This is a genomic window from Gordonia sp. Z-3, from assembly GCF_036233855.1.
GTDB classification, from domain to species: domain Bacteria; phylum Actinomycetota; class Actinomycetes; order Mycobacteriales; family Mycobacteriaceae; genus Gordonia; species Gordonia tangerina.
On sequence record NZ_JAZARS010000010.1, the window covers coordinates 52,062 to 74,613 of the forward strand.

Here is a 22,552-nt window from a genome sequence, read left to right on the forward strand (position 1 = left end):
GCGTGTGTGCCCCTAGCCTAGGCCATGCAAACGTTCTCGCAAACGTTAGCGAGAACGATCTCTCATACACAAAGCGCAGTAGTCTGAGACTGTTGCCGACGCTGCCATCGGAGGTAGACCACATGTCCCGACCCCAGACTCTCGGTCAGTTGTTCGCGCTGGACTCGCTGCTCGAACCGGAGGAGATCGCGATCCGCGACACCGTGCGCAAATTCGGTGAGGAGCGCCTGCGTCCGCGCATCGCCGAGTGGTTCGAGGATGCGCAGCTGCCGGCCCGGGAGCTCGCGAAGGAACTCGGTGAGCTCGGGGCGTTGGGTATGCATCTCGATGGTTACGGTTGCCCGGGCATGAGCGCGACCGCCTATGGCCTGGCCTGCCTAGAACTCGAGGCCGTCGACTCGGGCATTCGCAGTCTGGTGTCGGTGCAGGGTTCGCTGGCGATGTTCTCGATCCATCACTGGGGTAGTGAGGAGCAGAAGCAGGAATGGCTGCCGCGGATGGCTGCGGGCGAGGCCATCGGCTGCTTCGGGCTCACCGAACCCGACTTCGGCTCCAACCCTGCCGGGATGCGCACCAACGCCAAGCGCGACGGCGACGACTGGGTGCTCAACGGCACCAAGATGTGGATCACCAACGGTTCCATCGCCGACGTCGCGGTCGTGTGGGCACAAACCGACCTCGACGACAGCCCCCGCGGCATCCGCGGATTCGTCGTCCCGACCGACACCCCGGGTTTCTCCGCGCCCGAGATCACCAAGAAGCTCTCGCTGCGCGCATCCGTGACCTCCGAGCTGGTGTTCGATGACGTCCGGTTGCCGGCTTCGGCGATGCTGCCGGAGGCCGCGGGTCTCCGCGGGCCGCTGACCTCGCTGGGCGAGGCACGGTTCGGGATCATCTTCGGCGCGATGGGGGCCGCACGTGACTGTCTCGAGGTGGCCGTCGACTACGCGCAGTCGCGCCACGTGTTCGACAAGCCGCTGGCCGGATATCAACTGACGCAGGCCAAGCTGGCCGACATGGCGCTCGAAGTGGGTAAGGGGCATATGCTGGCCTATCACCTCGGCCGGCTCAAGGACCGCGGCGAGATCACCCCTGAGCGCGTCAGTCTCGGCAAGCTCAACAACGTGCGTGAGGCGATCGCGATCGCGCGTGAATGTCGAACCATCTTGGGCGCCAACGGCATCACCCTCGAGTATCCGGTGATCCGGCACGCCAACAACCTGGAGTCGGTGCTCACCTACGAGGGCACCTCCGAGGTGCATCAACTCACCATCGGCAAGGCGCTGACCGGGGAGGGCGCATTCCGGTGACGGCCGCACTCGATGGGCTGGTCATCGCCGATTTCGGTCGAGTGCTGGCGGGGCCGTATGCCACGATGCTGCTCGCCGATCTCGGTGCCGAGGTGATCAAGGTCGAGCGGCCGGGTGCGGGCGACGACACCCGCGCCTGGGGGCCGCCCTGGGTGGGCACCGGTGATGATGTCGAGTCGTCGTACTTCCTGTCGGCCAACCGCAACAAGCAGTCCGTCGCGCTGGATCTCACCGACGACGACGGGCTCGACGCCGCCCGCGGGCTGGTGGCGCGCGCCGATGTGGTGGTGGAGAACTTCCTGCCCGGCACCATGGATCGCCTCGGCCTCGGCTACGACGCGGTGCGTGAGATCAACCCCGACATCGTCTACTGCTCGGTCACCGGCTTCGGCGGTGGCAATCAGCTTCCCGGCTACGACCTGCTCATCCAGGCCGTCGGCGGCCTGATGAGCATCACCGGCCCCGACCCGGACACACCCACCAAGGTCGGTGTCGCAATGGTCGACGTGATCACCGGACTGCATGCGGCCGTTGGCATTCTGTCTGCGCTGCGGCATCGTGATCGCACCGGTGAGGGGCAGCGGGTCGAGGTCAACCTGCTGTCGTCGTTGCTGTCCGCGCTGGTGAATCAGACCTCGGCGTATGTGACCGCGGGCGTGGTGCCGCACGCGATGGGCAACCGGCATCCCAGCATCGCGCCCTATGAGGTGTTCGGTACGGCGGATCGGCCGCTGGTGCTCGCGGTCGGCAACGATCGTCAATTCGCTGCCCTCGTCGACGCGCTGGGCCGGCCGGAACTTGCTGCCGACGAGCGGTTCTCGTCGAACAAGGCGCGGGTGGCGCATCGTGAGGAGCTCGGCGAGATCCTGAACACGGCGCTCGCCGCCGACACCGCCGACGCCTGGTTCGAGCAGCTCACGAAACGGCGCGTGCCGTGCGGTCCGCTCAACGACATCGCTGACGCTCTCGCGCTCGCCGAGCGGCTGGGGCTGACGCCGGTGGTCGAGATCGCGGACCCGGGCCGAGCCATGCCCGTCCGAACCGTCGCCAACCCGATCCGTTTGTCGGCCACCCCTGCGACCTACCGGTCGGCTCCGCCCCGGTTGGGTGAGCACACGGTTCCGGCCGCAGAAGTCGAGGCCTGCGGGGCGCCGCCTACTCGGCGCGACTACTCGTAGCGTTCGATGCTGCTCTCGGCGAGACGGGAGAGTCCCTCGCGGATGTGGCGCGCCCAGATGCTGCCGATGCCCTCGACGGCCTGCAGGTCGGCGGCACTGGTGGCCAGCAGCGCCTGCAGGGTGCCGAAACTGCGCACCAACCGGTCTACGTGCGCGAACTGCAGACGCGAGATCCGCGCGAGCAGTCGATAGCCGCGCGGGCTCATCGTGGTGTCCTGCGCGTCGATCGTCGTCGGGTAGCCGAACGCGCCGGCCAGGAGCGTGAGGTCGAGCAGGTCGGCGTCCGACAGCTGCTCGACGGTCTCCAACGTCTGGCGCACCTCCTCGGTGCCCGCGGGTTCGGGGCTGGCGAAATAATCGCGAACCAGCAACTCGCGCATGGTGTCGTTGTCGTTGATCAGTTCCTCGAGCTGCAGGCTCACCTGGCGACCGTTGACGCCGAGCTCGAGGACGTACTCCTCGATCTCGACCGACACCCGGCGCACCATCTCCATCCGCTGCGCGGTGGACATCGCGTCACGCAGCAGCACGTAGTCCTCGATCTCGGCGCGGGACAAGCCGGCGATCACCTCATCGAGCCGCATCTTGTACCGCTCCAGGGTGGCCAGGGCTACGTTGGCGCGCGACAGGATGGGGTCGGGACTCTCGACGACCCGGCGCACTCCGCCGACGTAGACACTCACGATCGACATCGAGGCGCTCACCGAGATGACCGGATGGCCGGTCTGCACCGACGTGCGTTCGGCGGCCCGATGCCGGGTGCCGGATTCCTCGGTCGGGATCGACGGGTCGGGCACCAACTGGACGTTGGCGCGCACGATCCGTTTGCCGTCGGTGGACAACACCACCGCTCCGTCCATCTTGGCGAGTTCACGCAAGCGGGTCGGTGCGAACTCCACGTCGAGGTGGAACCCGCCGTCGCAGATCCGTTCCACGTCGGAGTCATGGCCGATGACGATGAGGGCGCCGGTGCCGCCACGCAAGATGCGTTCGAGTCCGTCGCGCAGTCCGGTCCCGGGGGCGACCCGCGCCAGGGTCTCCCGGGTGAGCTCGGATGTCGCGGTCTCCGCCATGTCGGCCTTCCTACGGCTACGGGTGGGTCTGCCCACCGCGGGCAGGTGCGCTGCGACTAGGGTATCGGGACGTGAAGAGCAGTTTTGTGGTGCCTGCCGACCTCGATGCCGTCCAGCGCCATCCGAAGGCGGCGAAGGCCGGCGAGCGGATGCGGATGCACAATCCGCTTTGCTACGGCTGCGGCGAGGAGTCGGCCGAGGGCCTGCACCTGCAGATGTTCGCCGGCGAGGACTTCGAGGTGACCGCGACCATGGATGTCGCCGCACGCTTCGAGGGCGGTCCCGGGGTGATTCACGGCGGTGTGCTGTCGACGGCGTTCGACGACGTGATGGGCATGATTCCGCTGCTGATCGGGCCGTCGGCGGTCACCGTGCACCTCGAGGTCGACTATCAGCGGCCGATCCCGATCGGATCGCAGCTGCAGTTCACGGCGAAGCTGCTCGGTCGCCAGCGCCGCAAGATCTACGCCGAGGGCATCGCCCACCTCGGTGATCCGGATGAGCCCGTGGCCACCGGCCACGCAATCTTCGTCACCATCGATGTGCGCGAGCATTTCGCCGACCATCTGGCCAACAGCCGGCTCGCCGACGAATACAAGGCTCGGATGTCGCGCCCGTAGTAGGGGCCGGACGCGCCGGGTTCAGAACGGGGCGTCGACCACGTCGCGCTTGCGCTTCGCCGCGATCGCCTGCGCGAGATTGTCCACGCGGGTTATCCGGATACCTGACGGTAGTTTCTCGTCGGTGCCGGCGGGGATGATCGCGTGGGCGAAGCCGAGTCGTTTCGCCTCGGCCACCCGGCGTGCGACGGCCGTCACCCGGCGGACCTCACCGGCCAGGCCGACCTCGCCGATCGCCACGGTGTTGTGTGGGATCGGTTGATTCTTGACGGCCGAACCGATGGCCAGCGCGATCGCGAGATCGGTGGCGGGCTCGGTGACCCGCATGCCGCCGACCGTCGACACATAGACCTCCTGATCGTCCAGCTTCACGCCGAGACGGCTCTGCAGGACCGCGATGAGCATCGCCACCCGCGCCGAGTCCACACCGGACACTGCCCGTCGCGGCATGGCCATCGACGATTTGTTGGTCAGCGCCTGGATCTCGCCGACAAGCGCCCGTTTACCGTCCATCGCCACCATCGCCGTCGAACCGCTGACGTCGACGTCGCGTTCGTGACGGAAGATTCCGGAGGGATCGGGGACCTCATGGATGCCGTCGTCGCGTTGTTCGAAGCAGCCCACTTCGTCGGCGGCGCCGAAGCGATTCTTGATGCCGCGAACCATCCGCAGCGTCGAATGGCGATCGCCCTCGAACGACAGCACGACGTCGACGAGATGCTCGAGCGATCGCGGTCCGGCCACCGCCCCATCCTTGGTGACGTGCCCGACCAGGATCACTGCGATGCCGCGGTTCTTGGCCATCGACACCAGCGCGGTGGTGACCGCGCGGATCTGGGTGACACCGCCGGTGACGCCGTCGGTGCCGGTGGCCACGACGGTCTGCACCGAATCCACGATCACCAGTGACGGACTCACCGCGTCGACGTGGCCGAGGATTGTCGCCAGGTCGGTTTCCGCTGCGAGATAGACGTTCTCGTGGACCGCGTCGGTGCGCTCGGCGCGCATGCGCACCTGCCCCGCGGATTCCTCACCGGTCAGATAGAGCGCGGTGCGACCGCCTCGCGCCCAGTGTTTGACGCTCTCGAGCAGCAGGGTGGACTTGCCGACCCCGGGCTCACCGGCGAGCAGGATCACCGACCCGGGCACCACACCGCGGCCGAGCACCCGGTCGAGTTCACCGATCCCGGTGGCGATGGCCGCCGACGAGTCGGCATTGATCTCGGTGAGCGGGCGGGCCGGACTCGTCGGCGCGACCCCGCCGACGCCGCTGGATCGTGCCGGCACCGATGCGACCTCGTCGACGGTGCCCCACGCGCCGCAGTCCGGACACCGGCCGACCCATTTGGCGACCGTGTGTCCGCAGGCGCTGCACCGGAACGTCGACCTCGCTTTTGCCACGCGCCCACCCTAGTCGCGATGCCCGACAACACTTCCGCGCGCGCCCGCAGGCGTACAAAAAACCTCACCTGCCGCCCTTTGGCTTCCGCGCAGGAGGGCTGGGCAACAGGTGAGGTTGGTGTTCTGTGTCTGGGACTCCGAGCTCAGTGCTCTTCGCCGGCGTGCTGATCGGCCGGCGGCTCGGCTTGCCGGATCTTGTCCTGGCGAACCATGTAGGTGCCGGCATCGACCGGGGTCTCGACAGTGACCTCACCGGAGTTCTCGAAGCGGAAGGTGAGCGGCGTGGTCAGTCCGGGGGCGACGGAATCGCCGGCACCGGACAGCGTCACGGTGAGCCGTTCCTGTTCGTCGGTCGCCTCGACGTCTTCGGGCACGAGCAACCCCACCGGCTCGCCGGCACGCAGGGCCTGGCCGGCCGGGATGTCGCGATTGTCACCGGTGATGCTGACGGTGCCGCCCGCAGGGGCGTCGATGCCGAGGAGACGATCGTTCTCGATCGGGTCGATGTTGCTGATGACGAAGGAGACCTCGAAGGGTCCGCCGTTGCCGAACACCTCGTCGGACTTCTCCGTCGGGTACATGATCTGCACGTCGCGCAGTTGCAGCGAGCCGAGGGTGGCGAGGTTGCCGTTCACGGCCGGTTCCATGTTGGCGGTCTGCGAGATCTGACCCGCACCGCAGGCGGTGGTGCCGAGGGCGAGCGCGATGCCGAAAGCGGCTACCGCCGTGGCCTTCACGGCGCGCCCACCGAAGGCGCGCCCGGTCGTCGTACGTCGAGCGGTTTTGCGAAGCACTGACACCCGTTCCTCCCAGGTCATCGAAGGCGACACGCCACTCGGCGCGAACCCTGCACTACGCAGCGTAGTGGGCGCCGGGCGCAAAAGTCCGATCGGGTGCCCGATTGGTCGGCCGAGGCCCCGGCGCGTCGGGTTGTGCACAGGCTTCCAGGACGGGTTTGTGGGGCCGATCACGGCGTGGTTTATGCAGGTCCGTACGCTCTCCAGAGGGCTGCGTAGGTGCCGCTTCAGGGCGTTGACCTGCACCGTTGGGTGTGCCCTCTCGGACGCCCGTGCTAGACTGGCTGTACTCGAAAGGGGCATGGAACATTGAACTTCAAAGTTGGCGACACCGTTGTCTACCCCCATCACGGTGCTGCTCGAGTCGAAGACATCGTGACTCGGACCATCAAGGGTGAACAGATCGAATACCTTGTTCTCAAAGTCGCCGATGGTGACATGACCGTCCAGATCCCCTCGACGAAGCTCGAATACGTCGGTGTGCGCGATGTGGTGGGTGAAGAGGGTCTCGACCAGGTCTTCCAGGTGCTTCGCGCCCCGCACACGGAGGAGCCCACCAACTGGGCCCGCCGCTTCAAGGCGAATCAGGAGAAGCTGATCTCCGGCGACATCATCAAGGTCGCCGAGATCGTCCGCGACCTGTGGCGTCGCGAACAGGATCGTGGGCTGTCCGCGGGCGAGAAGCGCATGCTGACCCGCGCTCGTCGGGTGCTGGTCGACGAACTGTCGCTGGCGCAGAACACCGACGACGCCAAGGCCACCAGCATCCTTGACGAGGTCCTGGCCGCGGCGTCCTGAGTCGCGTACGTGGCTGACTTCTCGGCTGCCGCGGTTCGTCCCCCTGACCTTCGTTCCTTCTCCGAATACATTCGGGGGAGGAGCGAAAACGAGGCGGACGAGCCACGGCTGCGCGCTCGGTGTGGCGAGAACTCGTCGTGAGCGTCGGCGTCATCATCCCGGCCGCAGGGTCCGGAACCAGGCTTGGCGAGCCGGTACCCAAGGCCTTTGTTGAACTGGGTGCCCGGACGATCCTCGAGGTCTGCGTGGCCGGCGTGCTCGATGCGGGCGTTGCCGACACCGTCGTCGTGGTGGTCCCGGCAGAGTTGATCGACACTGCGCGGCGACTCGTGCCCGAGGCAGTCGTGGTCGCCGGGGGTGCACACCGATCCGATTCGGTCCGTGCCGGCATTGCTGCTGTGCGTACCGCCGACATCGTGCTCGTCCATGACGCCGCACGTCCTCTCACCCCGCCAGGTGTGTTCGAACGAGTAGTCGCGGCCGTTCGCGCGGGCCATCCGGCAGTGGTGCCCGGTCTGCCGGTTGCCGACACCCTCAAACGCATCGACCCTCATCCGGTGGACGGTGCCGAACGCGTGGTTGCGACTGTGGACCGCGAGGTGCTGCGTGCGGTCCAGACGCCCCAGGGCTTCACCCGCGATGCGCTGCAACGCGCGCATGCAGACGACCTCGGTCTCGCCACCGATGACGCCGGCCTGGCCGAACGCTGCGGCATCCCGGTGCACGTCGTCGCCGGTGACCCGTTGGCCCTCAAGATCACCACCCCGTGGGATCTGCGCATCGCCCGCGACGTCGTCGCGGAGCCGAACTCTTCCGCCGGTGACGTGCGTGACGGCCGCAGCGCGGAGCCGTATCGCTCCGCTGGTGCCGTGGACGGCGGCGGGGACCCGTATCCTTCCGCTGGTGCCGTGGGCGGCGGCGAGGACCCGTATCCTTCCGCTGGTGCCGTGGGCGGCGGCGAGGACCCGTGTCCTTCCGCTGGTCGAGTAGGCGACGAGCGCAGCGAGGAGCCGTATCGAGACCACCCGACCCACGAGCGGAGCTCCACATGAGAGTCGGCATCGGAACCGACGCCCACCAGGTCGATGCCGACTCGCCGTGTTGGATGGTCGGCCTGCATTTCCCCGACGAACCCGGATGCGCCGGCCATTCCGACGGTGACGTCGGCGCGCACGCGTTGTGCGACGCCGTGCTCTCGGCCGCCGGTCTCGGTGACGTGGGCTCAGTGTTCGGTACCGGTCGGCCCGAATGGGCGGGGGTGTCCGGGGTCGCGATGCTCGAACACGTGCGGGCACTCATCGACGCCGAAGGGCTCAGCGTGGTCAACGCCGCCGTCCAGGTGATCGGTAACCGGCCGAAGATCGGACCCCGTCGCGACGAGGCGCAGCGGGTGCTCGGTGCGGCGCTTGGCGCACCGGTATCGGTGTCGGCGACCACCACCGACGGACTGGGGATGACAGGTCGCGGCGAAGGCGTGGCGGCGGTTGCGACCGCCCTGCTCGACTGACGCGATCGCCCGGGCGGCCCGAACGGGGAATCTGACCAGGTAGACTCGCACGTCGTGACCTTGCGCCTGTATGACACCGCAACCCGAGAGGTGCGTGACTTCGTTCCACTGCACCCCGGCCACGCCTCGGTGTACCTGTGTGGCGCCACCGTGCAGGGCATCCCGCACATCGGTCACGTGCGCAGTGGCATCGCTTTCGACGTGCTCCGACGCTGGCTGCAGCACCAGGGCCTCGACGTGCTGTTCGTTCGCAACGTCACCGACATCGACGACAAGATCCTGCGCAAGGCCGACGACGCGGGCCGGCCGTGGTGGGAGTGGGCCGCCACACATGAACGCGCCTTCGACAACGCTTACGACGCTCTCGGCGTGCTGCCGCCGTCCGGTGAGCCTCGCGCCACCGGATTCGTCACCCAGATGGTCGAGTACATGCAGCGTCTGATCGAGCGCGGGCACGCCTACGCCGCCGACGGCAACGTGTACTTCGACGTGCAGAGCCTGCCCGACTACGGTGCGTTGTCGGGTCACCGACTCGACGACGTGCACCAGGGTGAGAGTGCGGGCACCGGCAAACGCGACCCGCGCGACTTCACCCTGTGGAAGGCGGCCAAGCCCGACGAGCCGTCGTGGCCCACCCCCTGGGGACACGGCCGGCCCGGTTGGCATCTGGAATGCTCGGCGATGGCCACGTCGCTTCTCGGCGCAGAATTCGACATCCACTGCGGTGGAATGGATCTCATCTTCCCGCACCACGAGAACGAGATCGCGCAGGCGCATGGCGCCGGCGATCCGTTCGCCCGCTACTGGCTGCACAACGGCTGGGTGACCATGGGTGGCGAGAAGATGAGCAAATCGCTGGGCAACGTGGTGGCGATTCCCGCGATGCTCGAACGGGTGCGCGCGGTGGAACTGCGCTACTACCTGGGCAGCGCACATTACCGGTCGATGCTGGAGTACTCCGAGGGCGCGCTCACCGAGGCGGCCGCGGGTTACCGGCGGGTGGAGTCGTTCATCAACCGGGTGTCCGCTCGCGTCGGTGCCGTCGAGGCCGGCGACGTCCCGGCCGAATTCGGTGCCGCGCTCGACGACGATCTGGGTGTCCCGGCCGCGCTCGCCGTGGTCCACAACGTGGTGCGTCAGGGCAACACCGCGCTCGAATCAGGCGACGGCGCAGGCGCATTGGCGGCCGCATCGTCGGTGCGGGCGATGATGGGCATCCTCGGGGTGGACCCGCTCGACCCCCACTGGCTCGACGAACAGACCGACGAATCGGCCGCGACCACCGCCCTCGACGTGCTGGTTCGGGCCGAACTGCAGCGGCGTGCACAGGCGCGCGCCGACAAGGACTGGGCGACCGCCGACGGCGTCCGTGACAGACTCGCCGAGGCGGGCATCGAGGTCACCGACACCCCCGACGGGGCGCAATGGTCGCTGAAGGGAACCTCCTGACATGGCCGGAAACTCCAAACGTAAAGGTGCCGTACGCAAGTCGGGGACCAAGAAGGGGCAGACCGTCGGTTCCGGCGGTCAGCGCCGACGTGGCCTGGAGGGACGGGGCGCAACGCCGAAGGCCGTCGACCGTCCGTATCACCCGGCGCACAAGCGCGCCAAGGCCGCATCGAAATCCACCACGGGACGTCCGCGAGCCAACCGCAAGGACGATGGGCCCGAGTACGTGTTGGGCCGCAATCCCGTCCTGGAGTGTCTGCGTGCCGGCGTGCCCGCGACCGCGTTGTATCTGGCGACCAATTCCGAACCGGACGATCGGGTGGCCGAGGCTGTCAAGATCGCCGGTGACAATGCGATCACCATCCTCGAGGTCGGCAAGCCCGAACTCGACCGGATGGCATCCAACGGCATGCACCAGGGCGTCGCCCTGCAGGTGCCCGAATACAGCTACGCCCACCCGGACGATCTGATGCGCGAGGCCATCGACAGCGGGACACCGCCGTTGCTGGTGGCGCTGGACAACATCACCGATCCGCGCAACCTCGGCGCGGTGATCCGCTCGGTGGCCGCATTCGGCGGCCACGGCGTGGTGATCCCGCAGCGCCGCAGCGCCAGCGTCACCGCGGTCGCGTGGCGCACCAGTGCCGGTGCCGCGGCTCGGCTGCCGGTCGCGCAGGCGCCCAACCTGACTCGCACACTCAAGGATTGGGCCGCGTCGGGGGCGCAGCTCGTCGGACTCGACACCGAGGGTGATGTCACCCTCGACGAGTACGACGGCACCGGGCCGACGGTCATCGTGGTCGGCTCCGAGGGCAAGGGGCTGTCGCGGCTGGTCCGGGAGAACTGCGACTCGATCCTGTCCATCCCGATGGCCGGTGACGTCGAGAGCCTCAACGCCTCGGTCGCCGCCGGTGTGGTGCTCGCCGAATTCGCCCGTCAGCGTCGGCAGGCCTGACTCCGCCCACAGAACCCCGAATCTCGCCGAGAGAACCGAGAATCTCGCCGATGCATCCCGGTCGCGCGCCGACAGAACCTTGGATGTCGTCGATGGACCCGAGATCTGGTCGACGCCACCGGCTTGCCGTCAGGCTTCGGCGTTGCGCGTCGTCACTAGACTGAGCTCATGACGCGGTCGGAGATCATCATCGACCTGAACGCCGACCTCGGCGAGGGGGTCGGCGACGACGAGGCCATGATCGGCGTGGTGACCAGCGCGAACGTCGCCTGCGGATTTCATGCCGGCGATCCGCACGAACTGCTCGCGACCTGTCGGGCCGCCGCGGCGGCCGGTGTGCGCATCGGCGCGCAGGTCTCCTATCCCGACCGCGAAGGGTTCGGTCGGCGGTTCATGGACATCGAACCGGCCCGACTGACCGCCGACATCATCTATCAGATCGGTGCGCTGCAGGCGATCGCACGATCCGTCGGGGCGGATGTCGAGTACGTGAAACCGCATGGTGCGCTGTATAACTCGATCGTCGCACACGAAAATCAGGCGGATGCGGTGATCGACGCCATCGTCGAACTCGGTGTCGACCTACCGCTGATGGGGCTGCCCGGTTCGCTTTCGTTGCGCCGCGCAGAGTGCAGAGGTGTCCGGGTCATCGCGGAAGCGTTCGCCGATCGCGGCTACCGCCCGGACGGCACGCTTGTGCCCCGATCGGAGCAGGGTGCGGTGCTCACGGACACCGATGAGATCGCGCGTCGGGTGGTGGCGATGGTCGAACATCACGAGATTCGGGCCGTCGATGGAACGGTGATGCGCATCGAGGCCGAGTCGGTATGTCTGCACGGTGATACCCCGGGGGCGGTGGAGCATGCCCGGGCGGTCCGTAACGCTCTGGCCGCCGCAGGGATCGGCTTGGCGGCCCGCTGACGATTCTGTCGGTGCCAGATTAGGTTCTGTCGGCGAGATTCTGGGTTCTGTCGGCGGGCGGCGCGGAACCCGGAGTGACGGGGGTCACTCGACGGTGGACCATGCTGCATTATCTTGGGCTATATGACAGCGATCGATAGAAGGGTTACCACGGCCGATGGCATCGTCGAGGGAGTCCGGGGCAAGCGCACCCGGCGCGGCACCATCAGCTGGAAGGGCATCCCGTTCGCGGCACCGCCGGTGGCCGGGCTGCGGTTCCGCGACCCCCAGCCGGTGCATCCGTGGCCGGGAGTGCGCGATTGCACCCGATTCGGCAAGGCGGCCATCCAGGAGAAGATGTACACCGCGGTCGGACCCGGCCGTTACCAGCCGATGGGCGAGGACTGCCTGACGCTCAACGTGTTCGCCCCGGAGAATCCGTCGTCGCGGCCTCGGCCGGTGATGGTCTTCGTCCACGGCGGCGCCTACATCCTGGGTACTGCGGCCACCCCGCTGTACGAGGGCTCATTGCTCGCGCGTGCCGAGGACGTGATCGTAGTGACGGTGCAATACCGTTTCGGCCCGTTCGGTTACCTCGATTTCAGCGCCTACAGCACCGACGAGCGCCCGTTCGACTCGAATCTGGGCCTCAAAGACCAGGTCGCGGCTCTGCAATGGGTGCAGCGCAACATCGCCGCCTTCGGTGGTGACCCCGACAACGTCACCGTCTTCGGCGAGAGTGCGGGAGCGTCGGCGGTGCTTTCGCTGATGTGCGCACCGGCGGCGAAGGGACTGTTCGCCCGGGCCATCTCACAGAGCCCGGCGCCCGACCTCACCATCGGCGCCGACGCCGCCCGCGCCTACGCCGACGAGTTCGTGCGTATTCTGCGTGACCCGGATCGTCGCGCCACGCAGCTCGATGACGGGGTCGAGCCGATCTCTGCCGACGAGGTGCAGAACGTGCTCGCCCGCGCCTCCGCTCGCGACATCCTGCGCGCAGGCGATCGACTGATGAAGTTCGCGCAGGTGGCCGGCCTCGGAGACCCGATCCCGTTCGGGCCGGTGATCGACGGCGAGTACCTGCCCGCACTGCCGCTGCAGATGGCCGCGGCCGGGAAAACTCATCCGGTGCCGCTGATCATCGGCAGCAACCGCGACGAGGGGCTGTTGTTCAGCAAACTCTGGAACGTCCTGCCCGATGCCGAGAAGGCCTTGGTGCGTGTCGACGACGAGCAGTCGCGCAGAGAGATCAGCGCGCTGTACAACGGTGGCGACAGCGACCTGATCCGGTTGTCGGCGGATTCGGTGTTCTGGGCGCCGATGGTGGCCTTCGCGGAGGGTCACGCCGCGGTGGCCCCGACCTACGTGTACCGCTACGACTTCCGCAGCCGGATGCTGAAGGCCACCGGCATGGGTGCCACCCACGCCACCGAATTGTTCGCGGTGTTCGGGGCCTTTCGGTCGGCGATCGGTGCCGGTCTCGCGGTGGGCGACTGGCGCTCGACGGGCCGGATGATCCGGTCGGTGCAGGCCCGGTGGGGCGCATTCGCAACGGCGGGTGTGCCCGGGCTGGGCTGGCCCACCTACGATCCGGCCACGCGTAAGGTACTGGTCATCGACAACCCGGATCGTGTGGAAACCGATCCGGACGGGGCGCGCCGTGTGGCCTGGCGCAAGGTGCATGTACCGGCCTGATGTGCCCTTCGGTCAGCGGTAGGGCACCCAATGGTGGGGTGGGTCGGCGGCCAAGTAGGACACCACCAGCGGATTGAAGAGTTCCGGTGCCTCGACCGGCAGGATGTGGGTGCCCGGCAGCACGGCCAGCCGGCCCTTGGGCAGTGCCCGGACCATGTCCAGCACGTGGTCGAGGAGGCCGACGCCGTGATCGGGCGCCACCACCAGCGTTGAAGCAGCGACCCCGGCAAGCACTGACAGGTCGAAGTCGGGTTCGTGTTCCAGCATGGCGAACGTCTTGTCGTAAACGACGCCGAAGTGCTCCGGCCCGTCCGGGGTCACCGCGACATAACCGTCGCGCAGGAACTCCACCGTCGCCGGATGGCGGGACCGGATCAGGTCCAGGAACTCGGCCGCATCGTGGCCGGTCTGGTTGATGTAGGTCGATGTCGCCACCACACGGCTCACCAGGTCCGGCCGGCTGCGAGCGACGAGCAGCGCGATCACGGCCCCGTCGCTCCAGCCGACGAGGTGCGCCGGCGCGCCCACCGCCCGCTCGAGGTAGCCGATCGTCTCGGCGACCATGTCGTCGAGTGTGAACGGCCCGTCATGGTCGGGCGAATGCCCGTGCCCGCTGCGCTCCGGAGCGAAGATCGACATCCCGGCGCGGATGAAGTCGCTGAACTGTGCGCCCCAGGTGGACGCCGACCCGAACGCGCCATGCAGCAACACCACCGGCGGCCCGGACCGGTCGCCGCCACAGAAATGCCAGATCCGTCGTCCGCCGACGTCTATGTAGACGCCGCCGTCGACCCGATCACCGATGGTCACGCTCGACACTCCCGCCATCGTTCCAGAATCCGTGGAGCCGTTGGGAAACGGTTGCGACTCGAATGCGCAACGGGGGCCGAAACCGAACCGATCGCCCGGGCGCCGAAAACGCCGACGGCGGGTCCGTGTCGTTGTCCTGCCACCGAGATCGGTTTCGACTAGGTTTCCAGGTGGAGTTCGTAGGTTGTTCCGGGGTGAGGAGTGCGCGGTGGGGGCCGTGCGTCGTGCGCAGGGAAGGGTTCGATGTACGTTCGCCAGGGGTATGGCCGTCGCGTGCAGGCGATGTCGGTTCTCATCGCGGTGCTGGGCATGGTCGCCGCTTCCGTCGGCCTCGCGGGTGCGGCCTCGGCGGCGCCCGGCGATCCGCCACCACCGATGAGTCTGCGTGACCTCGGATCGTCGACGACCCTCGCGTTCGAGGGTCAGCAGGGTGAGATCAGCTTGAGTCTGCCCGTCACACCTGATCTCACACCGTCGGTTCTGCGTGCCGAAACCCAGGTGCCGGCCTTCGTTACCGGCGGCAGTATCGATGTCCTGCAAGGGGAGCGACTGATCTCGCGCACCCCACTCACCGCCGGTGTGGGTGCGCCGATCTCGCTGTCGCTGCGCGGTGTTCGGGTCGATCAGAATGCCGTTGACCTGACGCTGCGCGCCTACCTGCGCGTCGAGGGGTTCTGCCAGTTCGACCCCGAGAACGCGTTGCGACTGACCAACACGGAGGTGGTCTACACCGGGCGTGAGGCCATTCCGCAGACCGTCGCCGGGTTCCTGCCGCCGACCCTGCGCGGGCTCACCATCTATGTTCCCGACGATGTCCGCGAGGCCGAGGGGGCGGCGGCGGTCAATCTGGCGTCGGCCGTGGTGTCGCAGTACGCTCCCGCGCCGGTCCGCATCGAGACGGTGCCGTTGTCGCGCGGTTCGATGGTGCCGCCGACGGCGGCCGGACCGCTCGAGCGGCAGATCGTCATCAACGGCGACGCCGACCCCGGACTTGCGATCGAAACCTCCCGCGGGTCGTCCTACCTGGTCATCGGCGGGTCCGATGAGGATCTGCTCACCCAGACCCAGTTCCTCACCTCCAACCTCGCGCCGATCGCGCTGAGCTCGTCGGCGGTCGCCGGCGCGCTGCACAACGCGCCCCAGCTGCCGGCGTCGGTGCAGACGCTGAGCGACCTCGGCGTGCCCGATCAGTCGATCACGTCCGCGGCTTGGCCGCGGGTCACCTTCGGCATCGACCAGACCCGACTGGGCTGGTCGGCCACCGGGGTACGAGTGCAGTTGATCGGTTCGTACAGCCCCGGACCGTCCAACTCCGGCAACGGGGCCATCGCCGTCCGGGTCGGTGACCGGGTCATCACGACCATCCCGACCGACGGGTCGGGCACCTACAACACCTGGGTCGACATCCCCGACGACGTGTTGCGGCGCTACACCGAGGTGTCGCTGACGCTGGAGCGGGGCAATCTGGGTGAGACATGCGGCAGCGGTTACCGGAACACGCTGAGCATGTCGTCGGCCGGTGAGATCACCTCCGAGCAGGCCGATCCGCCGCAGCCCGCGGGTTTCGGCTCGCTACCGCAAGCGCTGATGCCGCGTACCCAGCTCGCGTGGACCAATGGCGACGCGGCCGACGTGGCCCGCGCCGTCGCGATCGTCGCCGGACTGCAGTCGATGTCGGCGGTGCCGCTGGGCATCGACGTGGTCTCGATGGACACCGCGGCGTCGTCGGGGCAACCCGCCATCGTGATCTCCGCCGACGGCGAGGGACTGCCGGAGATGGCCCTGCCGCTGACCTCGGACGGACGGACGCTGACCGTCACGTCGGCCGGCGATTCCGGGCAGGCGTCGACTGTCACCCTGAATCCCGGTATCGAGTTCGGGGCGCTGGAGGTGACCCGGCAGGAAGGGCGCAGCCTGCTGGTGGCGACCTCGACCGACGATGAGGCCGATCTCGACGCGCTCCTGCAGTGGCTGTCGACCGACGACAGGTGGTCGGCCCTCGACGGTGACGCCGTGCTGCAGGTCAGTGGCCAGGATCCGGTGTCCGTCGCATCCGACGAGGTCAATGCGCCGGAGGCGGATTCGGAACGGATCGGACCGTGGGTCATCGGCGTGGCGCTGCTCGCCGCGGTGGTGCTTGCCGGCGCGGTGATCGTCGGCACCCTGGTCATCCGGAGACGGCGCGGGCGTCCGGAGTCGTCGTGACCACCACGGCGTCGGTCCCGGCACCGGCGGCACCGCAACCAGGTCTGCGTGAGCGGATCTCGCAGGACGTGACGTGGATCCTGGGTCTGCGGTGGGCACTGGTGGTGGCCGCGACGGTGGTCGCGTTCTGGAACACGCTGGGTGCCGTCGTCACCGAGATGGGCTCGCAGACGATCATCACCTACCTGCCGGCGGTGTTCGTGCTGGTGATCATCGCTGCGACCGGTGTGTCCTGGCGCCGCGGCGAGGAAAGGCCGATCCACGACCGGCAGACCGATGTGATCGCCGGCGTGGTCTTGCTGTTCATCTCGATGACCGTCAAGTTCCTCAACTTGCGTTACACCGACGCCTACCTGGTGAGTCATGTCGATCTGTTGGCGTTGTGGATCTTCGTGCTGGGCTGTTGCGCTCTGGTGTTCGGACTGCGGCCGGTGGCCCGCTACCGCTGGGTGTGGTTCCTGCTGTTGATGATCTTCCCGGTGCCGTACCGGATGGAGGTCTTGGTGATGCGCGGCGGGCCGATGGCCGCAGGCGTCGTGATGGTCGCCTTCGCCGCGGCGGCGACCTGGGTGGCCTCAGCGCGCACTTGGCGGCGTGGACTCGTCGGGGCTTCGATTGCCGCGGTGGCCGGCACCGTGGCGCTTGTTGTGGTGCGCTTGGTGTTCCCGGATGTCCGGCTGTGGGTCTATCAAACCGTGCCTGCGGTGGTGGCTGCGCTGGCAGCCTGCGCCGTGTTGTACGTGGACCGGCGTCGAGTGTCGCATCTGGCATGGAGCCCGCTGGGGCGTGACAAGTATCCGCCCGCCGTGAAGAAGGTCGGCCGCCCGGGATTCCTGCTCGCGGCGGTGGCGATCGCAATGGCGTTCATCCCGATCCCCACCTTCGGCGACATCCCCAATCCCCGGATCGACGGCCTCGACACCCGCCCGCCGATGCTCGTGCCGTCCGGATGGGTGGCCGGGCAGGTCCGCCAGTATGAGTGGGTGTCGCGGATGTACGGCCGCACCGCGGTGATGACCGGTCAGGATCTGTACCAGTCGCAGGGCAGCCTCGAATTCGACAAGTTCGCCCGACCACGCAAGGTCGTGGTCAACACCATCGAGAGTGCACGGCCGATCACCTTCGAGGTGTACCCCATCTTCTTCGTCTACGACCTTGTCGGCGATCGGTTCAGTGCATCGCAGGAGATTCCGCTGCCCCACGGCGTGACCGGGTATCTGCAGACCGTCGTCGACGACACCAGCTACCTCACCTTCAACCGACTCACGTGGGAGTGGAACAACGGCACCACCACGCAGCGCGTCACCATCGTCTCGGTCGACAACCACGAACCCGATGCGCAGTTCCCGTCCCCGCAGCCGACGGTGATTCGCAATCTCAACACGTTCATCACTGTCCTGTTCCGCGGCAACTCGGTGGTCACCGACCTCGAACCACAGTTCAAGGACAAAGATCTGCTCATCGACTGCGCCACCGACCTCATCAATGCGCAGGTCGACGCGATCGGGACGACGACATGACGCCGCGCGAGGGCCGTAGTGTGGCCGAACTCCTCGACGACGCCGACTACCGGGAGGCAGCGCTCTACGACGCCGTCGAGCGGCTGCGCGACATCGATCCGCAGATGTCGGCGTCGGTGCCGTTCAGTCGCGGCCAGAAGTTCATCGGCATCGGCGCCGCGGCGTTGGTGGTCGTACTCCTGGTGGCCTTTCCGGTGCCCACAGCCGCCGGGCTCATCTCGATCGCCACCGTCGTCTACATCCTCGCGTTGCTCGACCGGCTGGTCATCTTCCGCCGCGGACTGGTCAACGGCGCCATTCGAATCAGCGACGAGCAGGCTCGAGCCATCCCCGACGACGAGTTGCCCCGCTTCACCGTGTTGGTGCCCGCCTACGGTGAACCCGAGGTGGTCGGCGACCTCATCGCAGCGATGGAATCGCTGGAGTATCCGCACGACAAGCTGCAGGTGCTGCTGCTGCTGGAGGCCGACGACGAGCCGACCATCACCGCGGCACGCGAGGTGGGCGAGAACGATCTGGTGACCGTGGTGCTGGTCCCGCCCGCCGACCCGCGTACGAAACCGAAGGCCTGCAACTACGGACTGCACTTCGCCACCGGCGATATCGTCACCATCTTCGACGCGGAAGACCTGCCCGATCCGCTGCAGCTGCGCCGCGCGGTGGCGGCGTTCCGGCAGGAGGACGATCGCGTCGTGTGCGTACAGTGCGCGCTGAACTTCCACAATCCGCGTGACAACGTCCTCACTGAATGGTTCACCGCCGACTACGGCATCTGGTTCGGCTACCTGCTGCCGGGCCTGATGGTCAGTCGTGCGCCGATCCCGTTGGGCGGCACGTCGAATCACTTCCGCCGCGATGTGCTCGACGAGATCGGCGCCTGGGATCCGTTCAACGTGACCGAAGATGCCGACCTCGGTGTGCGCATCTCCGGTAATGGCTACCGCACCGCGGTTCTCGACTCGATCACGCTGGAGGAGGCCAACGTCGACGCGATCAACTGGGTGCGCCAGCGGTCGCGTTGGTACAAGGGCTACATGCAGACGTGGCTGGTGCATATGCGCCGCCCGGTGGCCTTGTGGCACATCTTGGGGCCGGTGGCGTGGTACCGATTCACACTGCTGATCGCCGGCACGCCGGTCATCGCGTGTATGAACATGATCTTCTGGCTGATCATGGTGGTGTGGATCGCGGGACAGCCGCCGGTGTTCGCCGACCTGTTCCCGGGGCCGATCTACTACCTGTCGCTCATCTCGTTGATCTTCGGTAACGGTGCGGCAATCTACATGAATCTCGTTGCACTGCGGGAGGACGGCCGCAGCGCACTGGTGTGGTCGGGGCTGATGGTGCCCGCCTATTGGGTCCTGATGAGTATTGCCGCCATCAAGGGCATGTGGCAGATGCTGTTCAATCCGTCGTACTGGGAGAAGACCTTCCACGGACTGTCGGCGGGTGGCGACGACAAGAAGGCCGACGAGCCCGCCGCCCCGAGCGCCGAGCAGGCGACGTGACGGCCCGTCGGCAGGCCATCGGCCTTTTCCTGGTGATCTGGCTGCTCTACCTGGTGATCGGGGTGTGGTTGGCCGCCGATGTGCGGTGGTACTTCGGTGACTCGCTGTCCCGAGTGCAGTCGGCGCAGAGTGTGCTGTTCAGCCGCGACCCCCACCTGTCGGCGATCGGCTTCATCTTCACCCCGCTCACCGTGATCGTGCAGTTGCCGTTGACGGCGCTGACCCCGATCTTCCCGGCGATCACCACCTCGGCGCTGTCGGCGGCGGTGATGTCGTCGGTGTTCATGGCCGGCTCGGTGGTGCAGATCGCCGGTATCGCACGCGACCGCGGGGTGGCGCCGTGGATCACGATCGCGGTCACCGCGAGCTACGCACTCAACCCGATGATCGTGCTGTATGCCGCGAACGGGATGAGTGAGGCCCCGTACCTGTTCTTCCTGACGTGGTGCGGCCGACGCCTCATCCGCTGGATCGACACCGACGACGTGCACGATCTGGTCGCCGCGGGCATCGCGCTGGGGTTCGCCTACCTCACCCGCTACGACGGGGCCGCCGCTGCGTTGGGTGCCGGGATAGTGGTTGCGCTGGTGACCTTTCGGCGCAGCGACACGACAGACCGCATGATGCGGGTGATCCTCGATGTCGCGATCGTCGCGTTGCCGGCGTTCGTCGCCTTCATCGGGTGGGCGTTCACGAGCTGGTTGATCACCGGCGATCTGTTCGCGCAGTTGTCCTCGGCCTACGGCAACGCGGCGATCCTCGAACAATCCGGGGGCAGCGGGTCGTCCACCCCGTGGCAGGCGCTGCGGTTCTCGACGACCGAACTGCTGATCCTGGCACCACTGTTCCCGTTGTTGTTGGCGGTGGTCGCGATCGTGCGATATCGGCGTCAGCGGTTCTACCCGTTGCTGGTGCCGTTGGTCATCATCGGACTGGTCCTGGGTTTCCAGGTGTACAGCTACTCGCAAGGCTCGACGTTTGCGTTCCTGCGTTTCTACCTGACGGTCGTCCCGTTGGCGGCGGTGGTGGCGCTGCTCGCAGTTCCCGCCCGCCGCGCGAACCCCACCCGGCGTCCGGGCGCCCACGCCAGCGCGCCACGGATCGTGGTGCGGCGCGGCGCCGGCTACCTGGCGCTGGGGATGTGCGCGGTCATCACCATGGCGATCGCGGTACCGAGCACCGCGGTGGGTATGGGATCGCCGACATATGCGCCGCAGGAGTTCGCGGTCTATTCGCTGGGCGCCCACGAGGATTCGGTGAACCAGGAAGTCCTTGACGGACAGCGGGTGATCCGGTCGTTTCAAACCGAACGGTCCATCGCGCAGTACCTCGATGACTTGGACCTGCCCGACGGCAGCGTGCTGTGCGACACCGTGTACGGCTTCGCGGTCGTCGCCCAGTCGCAGAATCCGAAGCAGTTCGTCATCCCGTCGGATCAGGATTTCACCGAGATGGTCAACGATCCGGCCGCGCACGGGGTGCGATACATGCTGTCGGTACCGCGAAGTGGACGAGGGGAATCCGACGCCCTCAACGTCCGCTTCCCGACGCTCTACGAGAACGGTGCCCAGGTGGGGGTGCTGGTCCTGGAGGCCCGCAACGTCGGCGCGGATCTGCCCGACTGGCGGATCTATCGGGTGACCGGTTCCGGCACGTTGACTAGCAACGGAGTCAGCTGACGGTGTCGGCGATGACCTGCCACGCCGGGTCGCTCGGCCCGATGTCGTAGGTGCACTCGCGCGTTCGGGGATCCGGGACGAACGCCCACAGCAACGCGCCCGCAGTGCCGGCGTCGCGCTGTTGGCCGATCTTGGTGCGCAACCCGCGTGCACGTTCGGCAGGGTCGAGGCAGGACCCGGCGTTCACGCCGATCTCGTTGACCATGATCGGTTTACCGGCCTCGCTGGCCTGTCGGATGCGGGTGGGCAGGTCACTGCCGGACGGCCCGTAGTCGGTGAGATTGCCGCCGTAGTCGTGGAAGTCGAGCACATCGAGCCGCTCGGACCCAGCCACCTGCAGATAGTCCGAGCCCTCGAGCCCGCACTGATCGCCGCCGACGAACCCGGCGAAGATCGGCCGGTTCGGATCGAGTGAGCGCAGCAGTCCGCCCGCGTCGTCGAAGAACGAGCGCAAGATCTCATCGCCGCCGGGCGGACATTCGCGGACCTGCCAGTCGCAGCCCTGGGCGCCGCACACACTTGCTTCGGGTTCGCCCACGAGTTCCCAGCCGGCGATGGTGGGCCGATCCTTCCAGCGAGTCACGGCGGCGCGAACCCAATCGGCAAAGGTCATGCCGCCCAAAGATTTCTGGGTCCGCCAGCCGGCGTCGTACCACGATCGCTGCTTGAACTGGTCGTCCTCGCACTGGCCGGTGCCGCCGGCGAGGACGGGCAACACCATCTGCCGGTGGCGGGTGGCCGCATCGAAGACGGCGTCGAGCGGACCGAAGTCGATCAGCCCACTGTTCTTGTCGACGACGAACATCGAGAACAGATTGAACCGGGTGAGCGCATGTGCGGGCAGCTTCGCGAAATAGGCGTCGAGATCGACCTCGGCGCCACAACCCTCGTTGATAGACCAGTCGGTGCCGAGTTGGTAGGCGTTGAACCCGGTGGGCCACCAGGGCTGGTTGTCGAGCCGCAGTCCGGTGTCGGTGACGGTGACCCGGGTGCTGAAGTCCTCGGTGACGATCGGGCTCGTCAGCGGGCGACGATCACCGATGGAGCAGGCGGTGAGGCCGAGAGCCACCACAACGAGCAGGCACACCAGTGCGGCCGATCGTGGACGTCTCACCTTCGCAGGCTACCCGTCGCCGGGCGCGACAGG

The 22,552-nt window shown here is 67.4% G+C and carries 18 protein-coding genes and 1 pseudogene; 14 read left to right on the forward strand and 5 right to left on the reverse strand.

Annotated elements, in window-relative coordinates; all coding sequences use genetic code 11:
- The first annotated feature begins 122 nt into the window (after positions 1-122).
- Together VX037_RS13360 and VX037_RS13365 are read left to right on the forward strand one after the other, a co-directional pair.
- A complete protein-coding gene (locus VX037_RS13360) occupies positions 123-1,310 on the forward strand; it encodes an acyl-CoA dehydrogenase family protein (RefSeq protein WP_235724153.1) in 1,188 nt (395 codons plus the stop codon).
- On the forward strand, positions 1,307-2,488 hold the full coding sequence (locus VX037_RS13365) for a CaiB/BaiF CoA transferase family protein (RefSeq protein WP_287016885.1): 1,182 nt from the start codon (positions 1,307-1,309) through the stop codon (positions 2,486-2,488). The genes VX037_RS13360 and VX037_RS13365 overlap by 4 nt, the downstream gene beginning before the upstream one ends.
- Here the strand turns inward: VX037_RS13365 and disA are convergent.
- Positions 2,479-3,561, reverse strand: coding sequence for a DNA integrity scanning diadenylate cyclase DisA (gene disA, locus VX037_RS13370; RefSeq protein ID WP_235724151.1), 1,083 nt, complete (start codon positions 3,559-3,561; stop codon positions 2,479-2,481). The two genes, VX037_RS13365 and disA, sit on opposite strands and share 10 nt — an antisense overlap.
- Positions 3,562-3,632: 71 nt before the next feature.
- Between disA and VX037_RS13375 the strand changes: the two genes are divergently transcribed.
- Positions 3,633-4,181, forward strand: coding sequence for a PaaI family thioesterase (locus VX037_RS13375; RefSeq protein WP_235724150.1), 549 nt, complete (start codon positions 3,633-3,635; stop codon positions 4,179-4,181).
- Between the two features lie 21 nt (positions 4,182-4,202).
- Here VX037_RS13375 and radA read toward each other — a convergent pair whose 3' ends face one another.
- A complete protein-coding gene (gene radA / locus VX037_RS13380; RefSeq protein ID WP_328714636.1) occupies positions 4,203-5,582 on the reverse strand; it encodes a DNA repair protein RadA in 1,380 nt (459 codons plus the stop codon).
- A 143-nt stretch (positions 5,583-5,725) separates the two neighbouring features.
- Positions 5,726-6,319 carry a hypothetical protein gene (locus VX037_RS13385; protein ID WP_328714638.1) on the reverse strand — a complete coding sequence of 198 codons (594 nt, stop codon included), beginning with the start codon at positions 6,317-6,319 and terminating at the stop codon, positions 5,726-5,728.
- A gap of 369 nt (positions 6,320-6,688) precedes the next feature.
- Here VX037_RS13385 and VX037_RS13390 point away from each other — a divergent pair, with 369 nt between their 5' ends.
- The 7 genes and pseudogenes from VX037_RS13390 to VX037_RS13420 all read left to right on the forward strand — a co-directional run bounded on the left by VX037_RS13390 (position 6,689) and on the right by VX037_RS13420 (position 13,683).
- Positions 6,689-7,177, forward strand: a complete 489-nt coding sequence (locus VX037_RS13390; protein ID WP_160900148.1) for a CarD family transcriptional regulator — start codon at positions 6,689-6,691, stop codon at positions 7,175-7,177.
- Positions 7,178-7,296: 119 nt separating this feature from the next.
- Positions 7,297-7,980, forward strand: a pseudogene (gene ispD, locus VX037_RS13395) (2-C-methyl-D-erythritol 4-phosphate cytidylyltransferase); the annotation flags it as partial.
- Between the two features lie 245 nt (positions 7,981-8,225).
- The gene (gene ispF / locus VX037_RS13400; RefSeq protein ID WP_328714639.1) at positions 8,226-8,684 is read left to right on the forward strand and encodes a 2-C-methyl-D-erythritol 2,4-cyclodiphosphate synthase; all 459 of its coding nucleotides are present in this window, start codon (positions 8,226-8,228) and stop codon (positions 8,682-8,684) included.
- A 54-nt stretch (positions 8,685-8,738) separates the two neighbouring features.
- Entirely contained in the window at positions 8,739-10,133 is a 1,395-nt protein-coding gene (gene cysS / locus VX037_RS13405) for a cysteine--tRNA ligase (protein WP_328714640.1), read from the forward strand.
- 1 nt (position 10,134) lies between these two features.
- On the forward strand, positions 10,135-11,088 hold the full coding sequence (gene rlmB / locus VX037_RS13410; RefSeq protein ID WP_235724145.1) for a 23S rRNA (guanosine(2251)-2'-O)-methyltransferase RlmB: 954 nt from the start codon (positions 10,135-10,137) through the stop codon (positions 11,086-11,088).
- A gap of 168 nt (positions 11,089-11,256) precedes the next feature.
- Positions 11,257-12,009, forward strand: a complete 753-nt coding sequence (locus VX037_RS13415) for a 5-oxoprolinase subunit PxpA (protein WP_328714642.1) — start codon at positions 11,257-11,259, stop codon at positions 12,007-12,009.
- A gap of 123 nt (positions 12,010-12,132) precedes the next feature.
- Positions 12,133-13,683, forward strand: a complete 1,551-nt coding sequence (locus VX037_RS13420; RefSeq protein WP_328714643.1) for a carboxylesterase/lipase family protein — start codon at positions 12,133-12,135, stop codon at positions 13,681-13,683.
- 12 nt (positions 13,684-13,695) lie between these two features.
- Here VX037_RS13420 and VX037_RS13425 read toward each other — a convergent pair whose 3' ends face one another.
- On the reverse strand, positions 13,696-14,502 hold the full coding sequence (locus VX037_RS13425) for an alpha/beta fold hydrolase (RefSeq protein ID WP_442903676.1): 807 nt from the start codon (positions 14,500-14,502) through the stop codon (positions 13,696-13,698).
- A 234-nt stretch (positions 14,503-14,736) separates the two neighbouring features.
- Between VX037_RS13425 and VX037_RS13430 the strand changes: the two genes are divergently transcribed.
- Genes VX037_RS13430 through VX037_RS13445 form a run of 4 tightly spaced genes read left to right on the forward strand, consistent with a single transcriptional unit; the run spans position 14,737 to position 21,405 of the window.
- Complete coding sequence (locus tag VX037_RS13430; RefSeq protein ID WP_328714645.1) at positions 14,737-16,698, forward strand: hypothetical protein; 1,962 nt, start codon at positions 14,737-14,739, stop codon at positions 16,696-16,698.
- On the forward strand, positions 16,695-18,218 hold the full coding sequence (locus VX037_RS13435) for a hypothetical protein (RefSeq protein ID WP_328714647.1): 1,524 nt from the start codon (positions 16,695-16,697) through the stop codon (positions 18,216-18,218). Before VX037_RS13430 ends, VX037_RS13435 begins: the two co-directional genes overlap by 4 nt.
- Positions 18,215-19,726 carry a glycosyltransferase gene (locus tag VX037_RS13440; RefSeq protein ID WP_328714648.1) on the forward strand — a complete coding sequence of 504 codons (1,512 nt, stop codon included), beginning with the start codon at positions 18,215-18,217 and terminating at the stop codon, positions 19,724-19,726. The genes VX037_RS13435 and VX037_RS13440 overlap by 4 nt, the downstream gene beginning before the upstream one ends.
- A complete protein-coding gene (locus VX037_RS13445) occupies positions 19,723-21,405 on the forward strand; it encodes an ArnT family glycosyltransferase (RefSeq protein ID WP_266060053.1) in 1,683 nt (560 codons plus the stop codon). Before VX037_RS13440 ends, VX037_RS13445 begins: the two co-directional genes overlap by 4 nt.
- On the opposite strand, the gene VX037_RS13450 is transcribed toward VX037_RS13445, so the two are convergent.
- Positions 21,398-22,519, reverse strand: coding sequence for a beta-mannosidase (locus VX037_RS13450; RefSeq protein ID WP_235724137.1), 1,122 nt, complete (start codon positions 22,517-22,519; stop codon positions 21,398-21,400). The two genes, VX037_RS13445 and VX037_RS13450, sit on opposite strands and share 8 nt — an antisense overlap.
- Positions 22,520-22,552: the final 33 nt, after the last annotated feature.